This is a genomic window from Aeromonas sp. QDB39, assembly GCF_027707585.1.
Lineage (GTDB): Bacteria > Pseudomonadota > Gammaproteobacteria > Enterobacterales > Aeromonadaceae > Aeromonas > Aeromonas hydrophila.
On record NZ_JAPCIV010000072.1, the window covers coordinates 1 to 9,854 of the forward strand.

Genomic DNA, 9,854 nt, shown 5'->3' on the forward strand with positions numbered 1-9,854 from the left:
CTGTCGTCATCAACCTTATGGCGACCTCGGTTATATTTGGTCTCATCATCATAACGAGCATCGGCCTTTTTCTGCTGATCCAGCTCGTTCTGCCACATGGCATCTCGCAGGCCCATGGATTTTTCCATTCGCTCATCTTCTTTCTGGCCGCGCTGATAGCGGTCCATGGTGTTGAAGCCAGCCAGAAAGCCTTCTGCCAACCCTGATACGCCCATACTCACCTCACCTTAAAACAAGCTGCTTGCCAGAAATCCAACTCCGGCACCGATAAGAGCACCTACAGGGCCGCCAACAGAACCATAAGATGCGCCAATCATGGCGCCAGTAGCGGCCCCTGCGCCAGCTGCAGACATCTTCGCCTGCTTCTCCTGGGTCTTGAGCTGCTTATTGCCAAGCTCGAGCTCTTGCTCTCGATTGGCCGCATCGCGCAACCCTGCCATACCCTGCTGGCGCGTCTGACCGCCGATATCCAAAATGCCGTACCCCATCACACACCCCCTCCGGTTTTGATTGCCTCACGCAGCCCCGCATCAGCACCGGTCAGAATACCCATCTGGCGGGATTGCTCTTGCTCACGCAACCCGTTCTCGGTCCCGGCCGTCATCAGCGCCATGCGCAGCCCTTGGCTGTTATCGTTGGCATTGCTACTGGTGCTCAGCCCCATTCGCGCATTGCGGTTGGCCGTAGCCTGCTGAGCTGAGCGGAGCGCGTTGGCGTTGTTCTCATCCACCCGCCCCAGTTGCTCCCGCAGTAGCTGGCCGTTCGTGGCCAACTCCATCAGTTCCTGCTGCTTGGGGTAGAAGCGCGTCTTCCAGTCCTGGTACTGCTCTCGGGTGATTTTGGCGTAAGTGTCTGCGGCGTAACCCATGGTTACCTACCTCCCAAATACGTTTTTGCGTTGGGGTTATAGACGCGGTTATCAGCGAGCGTCTTGGTGCTATCGAGATGTGATGCAACATCACTGTTGCTGGTAACCGCCGGCGCTTTCAGGCTGGCCAGCCCATACGAGGTGGCGGCTCCTGCCAGAGTCCCCACCAAGCCAGCTGTCGCCTGCTGGCTTTGGTAAGAGCTCTGTGCATCACTGGTTGCCTTGCGCAAGCTGGTTGTGGCCACATCCCCCATACCAGCCATAGATTCAGCCTTCTGCCCCGCGCCAATACTCACCACATCCTTGAGCCCAGCAACATACTTGTCCTGCTGGCTGGATTGGGCCCGGTTGGCGGTGTCCGTCTGGCTCAATGCCTGGTCAGTTGCCAGGCCTTCCATTGCCTCCTGGTACCGGCCACTGGTCGGGTCTGCCCCACTGGCCGCCATGGAGTCAGCCAGCCCGGCGCGCGCCTCACCAAAGGATTGAGCAGTGCCAAGCGCTGCCGTGCCTGCCAGTTTGTCGAACTCCCCCTCACTGTTGAGGTCATCCACCTTCTCGATGAAATAGTCCTCGTACTGCTGCAGGTCGTTCTTGTAGAGATCCCACTGTTCCATCGCTACACCGGCCGCAGCCTTCTGAGCCTCGGTCTCCTTGATTTCGTTCGAACCGCCCTTCCCCATCACCTACCCCTCACAGGTTGATCTGAAACACATAGAACCCATCAGCATCATCCGGCTGACGGACCCATCCCATTGTCGGTGCCACCTTGAGCCAGCCTTTGCGCGATGAATGGAAGCGAAGCCAGCGCGACCCTATCATCCTGGCCAGCCGCTTCACCTCCGGCAGGTGGCGCTCTGGCGCGCCGCCATCACCCCACCCAACCCAGACCAGGACGCCGATCACGCCATCTTCGGCCAGCGGCTTGAGCACAAACCCGTCATCGCCACGCACAAATAAAAACGCCATCCGGTTTCGGATGGCGTCTTGCAGTTCGGAGGATAGCCTTGGGTTGCCTGTGTCGCTGGCGATGCGGTTGATGTAACCGATAGGGTTACTCAAAAGTGGCGCTACCATGTTTGAACACCATTGCTACAGCACCAACGAGTGATACTGACACATCGCCAAGTATCGAAACTTGAAACTGTCCGCGAACCCCGGCAGGCAACGTAACAGTTGCACTTGCCGTGGCAGAGTCTTTCCTTGAGCCGCCTGTCGCAGACACAGACTCTCGACCAAACTCCACTCCATTCATGTAAAACACTACCGTACAAGCGCGGGTGCCTTCTGACGGTTGGCCGCCGCCGCCATAGTAATACCCCTCCGCTTTGATGTTTATGCCTGTGACAATAACCCCTCTGGTAAAGTTTGCTGCGGCCACATTAAAGAACATGCTGAATGGGCCGCTTGGTTGCTGCATGTATAGCGACTTGATCGCGGCCACGTCACCAACTATTCGCTCAGCATAAACAGTCCCATGAACAATGCAGTTCTGTTCTATCGTGCAGTTACCGATAGTCATGTTTCTGACGTAGCCGCCCTCGGCATAGAGACGATTTGTGTAGATACTGCCGTCAGCGTAAATGATGGTGTACCACCCCCATCCCCAGCCTCCATATGGCCCGCCCTTGCCGAAGCCAGCAGCCCCTCCAGCCATGAAGGCATTCCCCATATCGATCTGGCCGCCGTTGATCAACGGTGAGCTGATGCTGACCCCGGCCTTCACATAGTCAGCCGTGATCTTCTCGGAGTTCAGGATCTGAATGGTAGCCTTGCGGATGATGGCCTCCGCAATGACAGCCTGGCCATTGTCGATGGCAAATAAGGGTGCCATCGGTGTTGAGCTGTTGGGATTGAACACGAACACCTGGCTGGCTGATATGGCCACCTGGCTGGTGCCGTCCGATTTGGCAATCAGGCCAATCCCGGCTGTGATTTGCCCGGCAGTGGCTTTTGCCGTCCACATCGCCTGGGCGCCATTCTCCAGATCCGCAATAGCCTCACTCTGCTGCTGGACAGCTGACTCGATATTCCCTGTCTTGGCAGATAGCTGTTCCAACTTTGTCGCTGTGGCATGGTTGGCATCGGCGCTGGTTTTTGCCACCTCGGAGATACTGGCGCTCAATGCTTTGTCGGCAGCTTTGAACTCGGCCTCTACCGTGCCTACCCGCTGCGCCAATGCGCCTGTTTCTGTAGCTCGTACCGTCTGTTCATTGATGATCTGCCCGCGCAGAACGGCAGACTCAGCCTGAAACTCTGCATCCAGCTGCTCAATGGTGGTTGCCATCGCCTGCTGCTGGTCGCTCAGCACCTTCTGCTCACGCCGGATCTTGCCGGTCGCCTTGCGCTGGCGGTCACTCTCGTCAGCTCCAGCCAAGGTAGCACCGATCGCGGCATCGCCTGCCAGATCCACGCTGGCGCTCATGTTTTCAAACTTACTGGCCAGTGACTTCCCGTCTCCGCTGATGGCCTGTTGCAGCTCGCTGATGGCCGCGGTGTTGCCATTCATGGCCACTTCCATGGCGCTCATCTTCTGCGCCAGCGCCTGCGTATCAGAGGCTACGCTCTGGGCCAGCTCGGTGATGGAGCTCTTGATGGTTTGGTCTGCCAGCTGCATCTCGCTCTTGAGCTGCTCGACGCGCTGAGCTGTGGCGGAGTTTGCCGTTGTGTTGGCGCTGATCTGCTGCTCGGCGACGGTCAGGCGCTGCCCCTGGGCATCCACTTCCGTCTTGGCGGCCTTCTGGCTCAGGGTGCCTTTGACGGCATCAAGCTCTTGGCCGACTTGGGTCACCTGAGAGCCGACAGCGGTCACCTCAGACTTTGTTGCAGTCTGGGTAAGCTTGCCGTTGATGCCGTCGATCTGCTGCTCGATGGAGGTGATCTTCTCCAAGTCTGCGCTGATCTCGGCGCGGGTGACGCAGGTCTTGACGATGGCCTCGACCGCATCGAGATGTTGACTGACTTTCGTTATCTCGGCGCCAAGCTCACTGCGGACGGCGTTGACCGCCTCCATGGTGATCTCGCCGGTGCTCGGATCCACCTTGAACACGGCATCGCGGAAGTCCTCAAAATCGTTCTGATAGCCATTGATCAGCTGGCGCAGCTGCTCCTGTACCAGGGTCACATTGATGTAGTTATCGCCGAGCGCGCCCTGAGCATGATTTAGCAGGTCATTAACCTGCTTCTCTCGCGCATCAAGTGCGGCCAGATTGGCCTTGGTCTCGTTGACAATAACTGACAATTGCGGCACATCAAGGATTGGCTTGAGCAGCTCCTGCGCCAAGTGGCTGCTTTCAATTTTCCCCTGCAGTTCGTCCAGAATATCCTGCACATCACGGCTGGTCTCCGCAACAACGCCATGCTCCCCCTGGAACGGGCCACGGTCATCCTTGCCATTGACGAATCTGACCCAGTAGTAAAACTTGGCCCCCTTGCCGATGGCGTCAGAGAACATATTGGCAATAGTGGTGCCAACCAGCGTCGCGGCAGGCAGACTATCGGCCTCTGCGCGCCACACCTCAGCATGAGAGTGGCCACGGTAGTGTGGCCCGTCCCAATCAACCAGCATGGTATGAAACGCCCCGCTGGCCTGCACGTTAACCGGCGCATGAGGCTTGTCGTACACGCCAGTCTCAACGAGGTCTGGATTTTTGCCAGGAATATAGATGCCGCCAGGGCCTTGACGCAGTGTGGCCAAACCAAGCGCGTTCAGCTCGCGAAAGGTGACGGCCTTATCCAGCTTGTCTCCGCGCTGACCGGTAAGCAGCTCAACGTTTTCAGAAGTGGCGGCCTGATCCCGCCCTGCTCGATATGCCGGTTTTGCCATTACATCATCTCCGCCATTGAGCCAGCCAGGGTGATGCGCTTCACCGCAGAGGTGCCGTACACCTCAACCTGCCACCACCGACCACGCACAGGCGGAAGCCTGAACGTGCCGGATGCCAAGTTGCCAGGCGGCAGATCCATTACCTGCTCACCATCCACTGTCAGCTTGATGCCGACCTTGGTGATGTCGTCAGTCAGCAGTCGGCAGCAGCCTAGCGGAGTGCCTTCAGGCATCATGAACAGCTTGGATCGCCAGACAAACTGACCATTACCAGCAGACCCGCCTCTCCATATCTGCAGGCTTGTCCCTTTGGCGACGAACAACCGATCGCTCTCCATATCGGAAACGGCCGCATCCCAGCGATTTGTCAGCTCACGCAGGTCGCCAGACTTTGGGTCAAAGATAAAGGCGTGGGTATCGGTCATCGCCACATACTTCCCTTCGTGATGCCAGGCGCGCAGGGTCTCAGGCTTCATGGCCTGCCACTGCTTGCGAGTAATAATCTGCTCGGTCACCACCTGCCCACCGCTGGCGCCAATCCCGACCAGACCATCTGGTGATGCGTACAGCACCACACCATCCATGGCCACCATGGAGCGGGCACTGATGCATGCTTGAGGCAGCTGACTCAACTTCTGATTGGTAACAGATGCAGGACTGACACCTTGGGCAAGATAGGGGTAACCCTTGGTGCCAATCACCAGCGTGGTATCGATGGCGGCGATCGCCACGATGTCGTGCTCAGTGGTAAGCCGGTACTTTTCAGGCCAGGCATAGGGCAGATACGGCTCGCACAGATAGAGCGAGTTGCCAGCGAACCCGGCACACATACCGTTGGCCATCTGGCACAGACCTCGCATAGAGGCTGGGGGTGGAGTATATCCGTAGGTCTCCAGCACAGGCCCCAGCTCGCCGTCAGCGCGATTGTCTACAAACGAGGCTTGCGCGATCGGTAACTCAGCAACAAGCAGGTAATCAGCCAAGCCTCCACCAGAAACGGATCGGTATATCCGGCGCTTGGTGATGTTGTTGTCCTGCGACTGCGGCGGAGAGAGAGATAGCGCCACAGTGGAGTTGGGGATTGTGATGGTCACCTTGCTACTTACCGGCCCAGGTGGCCCCTCCTCGCCCATAGCAGTGACATAGGTATCCACATAGAAACGGGTCTCGTCGTCTGTCAGCAAGTCATCCTTGCCGTCAGCAGGAGGAGTCACTGCGCCAACCCCAACTGGAACGCCTGGAGCAGGCACGCCAAGTCGATACCACGCCGTAGGCTTGTTGACACCGCCAGTTGCGATCTGGAAGTGAGTTACCTTCGGATATTCCCCATCTGTGTAATAGACGCGGCCATAGGTATCTTGGGCGATCGGGGAGTTGATTGCCTCGACGATCTTGTTCCATGCAAACCAGTTCAGGCCGTACTTGAACAGAGTTTGCGGGGTGATTGGCAATGTAACGCCAGCGCTGACATCTTCCTCTAGCGGTGAGATAACGCCGTGATCGAAATGACAATCGCGGGAAACCACTGCTACTTCATCAGGCAAAAGGTGAGGTTCCACGCGCGGAGTAACACCTCGCATGGTGACGATATCGATGACTGACATGGGAGTTCTCGGCAGGCAGAAAACAAAAAGGCCCACTCAGAATAGAGCGGGCCATGATGGGTAAATCCTAACGCCAGCAGCGTCATGAGGCAAGCGATGTTACCAAGCCACAACTATGCCCATACATACTGGGGAGATTCGACCACCACGGTCACCGGAGCCAGCGCGGCGGCCAGTTCGGCGTCAGTGGTGCGCACATTGGCGTGATAGCCTGGCACCGGCTCTCTCACATCAATCTGCATCCCATCAACAACCATCACCTCTCCGGTCAGCCTGGTGACCATGCCAAATGGCAGCAGCATGAGCGAGGCCGATGGGTGGTACAGATGCCCCTGTTTATCCTTTAAAAAACCGGCCGCTATCAAGGCAGCTGACATTGCCGCCGCATCCGTCGATTTCAAATTCAGGTCTATAAACATCAGCCGATCCCCTTTATTTGCTCGTCACTTAGCCCGCGCTCCCACACTCGGATGTTTTTAATGTGGCCGCCGAGGCTATACGCACCAGAATAAGACCCGATAGACAAAACAGAATCATCACCAGGGAATAGCTCCCCTGGTGGTGTTGGTTCAACAATACCCGTGTTTTGCTTGGTTGTTATTATTCCGTTTGCAAATGCCGATCTATCACCAGACCTTAATCTGCAACCAGCTACAACGTTCTGCGGTGAAGTTCCGCCGCTTGGTGTAACAACAGCAGCAGCGAAATCCCATCCACGCACGGCACCGTTTGGCATAACGCTCATGCATATATATCCGCCCTGCAAAACCCACGAATACCTGTTTGTAGTATCTCTGATTGATAGCTGAACAGCTATTGTGTGCTCCCGGGATGGTAGGTTGGATTTTGGCAGTGACACCACATCACGTGCCCTGGTTACAGCTGCGCCAGCAGTCGGGATATATGCGCTGGCATAACTCAGGTTCTCTACCTGAAACCCACCAACGTACAATGGGGAAAACTCTGGCCCTGAGCCACCTGCGGCAATAATTGGAATCTGCGACTGTGTAGCTAGAAACGTGAACGAGTATCGTTTTTTCTTCGTTGTTAGCGATTTAGTATTGGCACCTTCAATTGTGTGGGCGCCAACCAGAAATAATGACGAATCTTTATCTGCGTAGGCCCAAAAGCTGATGGTATACAGATCCCCTACCGACAGCCCTGACACCGTCGTATATACACCTCCGTAAGCCTCTTCTGGGGTTATCTTTGTGAATATTCCCTGCTGCTTCTCCAGCTTACACCGCCCGTTAAGTTGCCAAGTGGAGAGATCCTCGCTGTACGCTACGAGGTTAGCAATCTGCGGCTCGACAAGGAGCCCCTCTCGCTCAAAGCGCGGTTCGTTCACCGCAACTGGTACGGGCAAGCCGTCCTTACCCATTTTCGTTGCGGCGGTTGCCCGGCTAAAGTTCACCATCTTTGCCACCACATCCTCGCCCACTTTCACCTCACGGCCATGGCCGGTGATGAGGCGCAGATCATCTGTGAGCGGCGCCCACAAATCCGGGATGGGCAGCGCAGCAGCGGCTACGATATTTGCCGCCACACCGGCGCTGGCGGCAGCCTTGGCAGCCTCTGCCGTGGCAATACCTGCCTGAACAGTCGCCTGTGCCACCACGCCAGTGCCGGCATTCATCACCTTTTCCCAACTCGGCATGGTGAGCTTGGTTCCATCCGGCGCAGTGAGCGTTACATCGCCGGTGCCTGTGAGCAGCTTCTGCCAGCCATCCATCTGCCCCTGGTGGTACGCCACAAAGGCCGACAGCTCTCGACTGAATGCCGGAACCTGCCCCGTGATGGAGATGACTATCGAGTATGCCTGTCCAGTGGCAGACCCACCCACATAGGCTGTAACCAGATAGAGAACGGTATCGCTCTCCACGTAGTCCACCTCATACGCCCGACCATCAGGCCCCCAGAAGATGTGCCCCTTGTCAGGCTTGTAAACACCACTCCTCCAAGTGGTGCCTGTGCCAACAACCTTGGTGCTGCCAGCGGTGACAGCGACGGTGCCAGCTCGATACCAAATACCAGCCATCTACGCCCCCTTACTGACCGGTTACCCGGCCAAAACTGGCCTGCTGGCGCGCTTCCATGCTCGCGTCTACTTGGGTTTTCTCTCCGAGCTGTTGCAAGAAAGCGTTGTAATGACCAGTAGCTCGATTGGAGTTGGCTGAATACTCCGCATCCTTGGAGAAACAGCGGTAGAGCATGAAATCGATGATGGGGTTGATGTAGATATCATCCAGATCGGCCAGCGCAGGGGTGCTGACGTTCTCGACATCGGTCAACTGCTTGGATTGTGGGGCGACCGAGTAGATCACATCCACCTTGACCCCGGCTGCAGGCCCCGGGTGAAGATAGAAGGTCTTTGGGTCGCGCTCCTCGTAGGTATAGTTGTCCACCTTGGTTGCGGTGTTGCTGGAGTGCCATTCTGGGTAACTGTCATCCAGTGCCTTTCGCACCACGTAGCGGATCACCTTTCCGTTGGCATTGCGCAGCACCTCGATGAGGCGAAGAGCATCTGGCGGAAGGGTCTGCTTGGTACCGGCCGCACAGGTGAACTCAGTGTTCTTGGTGTGTGCGTCAGGGCGAACCAGCACGATCGCCTTGGTGGCGTCGTTGTAGTAGTCCAGCAGCTCCTGCTTTGGCCAACGGGTAAAGGTAGGATCGACCAGCAGGGTATTGACCCGCTTGATGATGGTTGCGACGGTAACGGTAGCCATGATGAGTCCTTAGAAGAAGCTGTGTTTGCGTGGCGGGTTGTAAAACTCGACTTGAGTCGGGGCGCTGTGCTGTTTGCGGAATCGGCCTGCACGACGCCACCCCTCAACAAACTCGGTGCGATGGAAGTTGGCCCGCTTGGGGTCAGACCATGGGCGATCAGGCTGGGCGTAGAGCAGCGCGGCCACGCCATGGGCGATGGCTTCGGCATGGTCGGTGTAGAGCTGCGCCGGTAGCTCCTTGGTGCCCTTTACCGGGGCCGCTACGTACCAGATCCGCACATTGCTCAGATCGGTCAGGATGCTCAGCTCATTGGCCGACATGGCGAAGTAGTCGCGCCCTGAGTCCAGCGGCACGCCATCAGCACCGGTGAGGTGCAACACATTGCATGAGGTAACCCCGTCCACATTGCACACCACCTCCAGACTGCCCGCCGCCGCACTTGGCAGCAGGCGATCGAGGGTGATCAGCTCGGATTCTCGGCAGAAAGCGATTGCCGCCTCTGTCACGGCCTCTTCCAGCAGCATCTCGAGCGGGCCTGTGATGTGCATCCTGACGGTAGGCAGGAACTGCTCGCGGGGTACCATTTGCATGCTTAGTCCTCCGCCTTGGCGGCCTTGGCTTTCAGGGCGTCACGCACGCGAACGCGGAAGTCGTCCACCTTCTCCTGCGGCCCCTTCTGCTCGATACCCAGATCTTCACCTTCGATCAGGGTCGCCAGCTGGGCAGAAGTGAGCTTGGCCAGATCGATATCACCAACCACCATGCTCTGCTCTTCGGCCAGGCGGGCAGCTTCTGCAGCAAGGCGCTTCTGCTCTTCCGCTTCCATTCTTGC

General features: G+C 57.3%; 10 protein-coding genes and 2 pseudogenes. All 12 read right to left on the bottom strand.

Features of this window, described 5'->3' with window-relative positions; genetic code table 11:
- A pseudogene (locus tag PG899_RS23155) lies at positions 1-215 on the bottom strand (hypothetical protein); the annotation flags it as partial.
- 12 nt (positions 216-227) lie between these two features.
- Positions 228-488 carry a bacteriocin gene (locus PG899_RS23160; protein WP_270697752.1) on the bottom strand — a complete coding sequence of 87 codons (261 nt, stop codon included), beginning with the start codon at positions 486-488 and terminating at the stop codon, positions 228-230.
- On the bottom strand, positions 488-868 hold the full coding sequence (locus PG899_RS23165; protein ID WP_270697753.1) for a hypothetical protein: 381 nt from the start codon (positions 866-868) through the stop codon (positions 488-490). Before PG899_RS23165 ends, PG899_RS23160 begins: the two co-directional genes overlap by 1 nt.
- Before the next feature lie 2 nt (positions 869-870).
- Positions 871-1,548: a hypothetical protein gene (locus PG899_RS23170; RefSeq protein WP_270697754.1), complete on the bottom strand. Its 678-nt coding sequence runs from the start codon at positions 1,546-1,548 to the stop codon at positions 871-873.
- Positions 1,549-1,558: 10 nt separating this feature from the next.
- Positions 1,559-1,942 carry a hypothetical protein gene (locus PG899_RS23175; RefSeq protein WP_270697755.1) on the bottom strand — a complete coding sequence of 128 codons (384 nt, stop codon included), beginning with the start codon at positions 1,940-1,942 and terminating at the stop codon, positions 1,559-1,561.
- Positions 1,920-4,691: a phage tail tip fiber protein gene (locus PG899_RS23180; protein ID WP_270697756.1), complete on the bottom strand. Its 2,772-nt coding sequence runs from the start codon at positions 4,689-4,691 to the stop codon at positions 1,920-1,922. The genes PG899_RS23175 and PG899_RS23180 overlap by 23 nt, the downstream gene beginning before the upstream one ends.
- Positions 4,691-6,295 carry a hypothetical protein gene (locus PG899_RS23185; RefSeq protein WP_270697757.1) on the bottom strand — a complete coding sequence of 535 codons (1,605 nt, stop codon included), beginning with the start codon at positions 6,293-6,295 and terminating at the stop codon, positions 4,691-4,693. Before PG899_RS23185 ends, PG899_RS23180 begins: the two co-directional genes overlap by 1 nt.
- A 113-nt stretch (positions 6,296-6,408) precedes the next feature.
- Complete coding sequence (locus PG899_RS23190; RefSeq protein WP_270697758.1) at positions 6,409-6,714, bottom strand: hypothetical protein; 306 nt, start codon at positions 6,712-6,714, stop codon at positions 6,409-6,411.
- Positions 6,714-8,177, bottom strand: coding sequence for a phage head spike fiber domain-containing protein (locus PG899_RS23195; RefSeq protein WP_270697760.1), 1,464 nt, complete (start codon positions 8,175-8,177; stop codon positions 6,714-6,716). Before PG899_RS23195 ends, PG899_RS23190 begins: the two co-directional genes overlap by 1 nt.
- A gap of 166 nt (positions 8,178-8,343) precedes the next feature.
- A complete protein-coding gene (locus PG899_RS23200) occupies positions 8,344-9,021 on the bottom strand; it encodes a phage adaptor protein (RefSeq protein WP_270697762.1) in 678 nt (225 codons plus the stop codon).
- Positions 9,022-9,030: 9 nt separating this feature from the next.
- Positions 9,031-9,612, bottom strand: coding sequence for a hypothetical protein (locus PG899_RS23205; RefSeq protein WP_270697763.1), 582 nt, complete (start codon positions 9,610-9,612; stop codon positions 9,031-9,033).
- A 2-nt stretch (positions 9,613-9,614) separates the two neighbouring features.
- Positions 9,615-9,854, bottom strand: a pseudogene (locus PG899_RS23210) (hypothetical protein); the annotation flags it as partial.